The organism is Brachybacterium hainanense, assembly GCF_042434575.1.
GTDB classification, from domain to species: Bacteria; Actinomycetota; Actinomycetes; order Actinomycetales; family Dermabacteraceae; genus Brachybacterium; species Brachybacterium hainanense.
In genome coordinates, this window is sequence record NZ_JBHLSV010000058.1 from 1 (window position 1) to 570 (window position 570).

At 61.8% G+C, this 570-nt stretch carries 1 protein-coding gene; it reads left to right on the plus strand.

The window, feature by feature from the left end; translation table 11 throughout:
• Positions 1-297: 297 nt before the first annotated feature.
• The coding region (locus ACFFF6_RS19920) for a transposase (protein WP_376983270.1) at positions 298-570 on the plus strand (273 nt) is incomplete at its 3' end.

The following is a 570-nucleotide window of genomic DNA, read 5'->3' on the forward strand; positions in this document are numbered from 1 at the left end:
GACCGGAATGGCCGGGGTGATCCAGCCGGCGATAAAGGGAATCCCGAGCAGCGGCGGCAGGATGAAGCCGATGCCACAGACCACCACGAAGGCCAGTGCCACCTCGTAGGGGATGCCGAGGTACTGTTCCAGCAGCGGGATCATGCCCAGGGATATGACGAACATCACCAGCGCCTGGATGGTCTCCGGGATGGCCCAGGGGAAGTGGATGAAGGGAAGGCGAACCTTGAACCCGCCTTATTCATGAGACCGGCCTGAAAACGAAGATAGCGGATGGTATCCTCTTGAAAATTCAGTGTGTTCCGCCAAGAACCTGATCCAAGGGAGCCATCCGCTATGGGTGAAAGCCTATCCACCTGGACGCCCTCGTGCAACGGCTCTGTCCGTGTCGAGCTGAGCGGCCACCGCACCACCAGCGACAGCGGCGCTTTGTTGCTGCGTGAAGCCCTCGACAACAGCGGCGTGATTGAGGCGCTCGAAGACAACCTGGTCGATCCGCGTCACCCGCTGCGTATCCGCCACTCCCTGGCCAGTCAGCTACGCACCCTGGTGCTGCAGCGCGCGATGGGC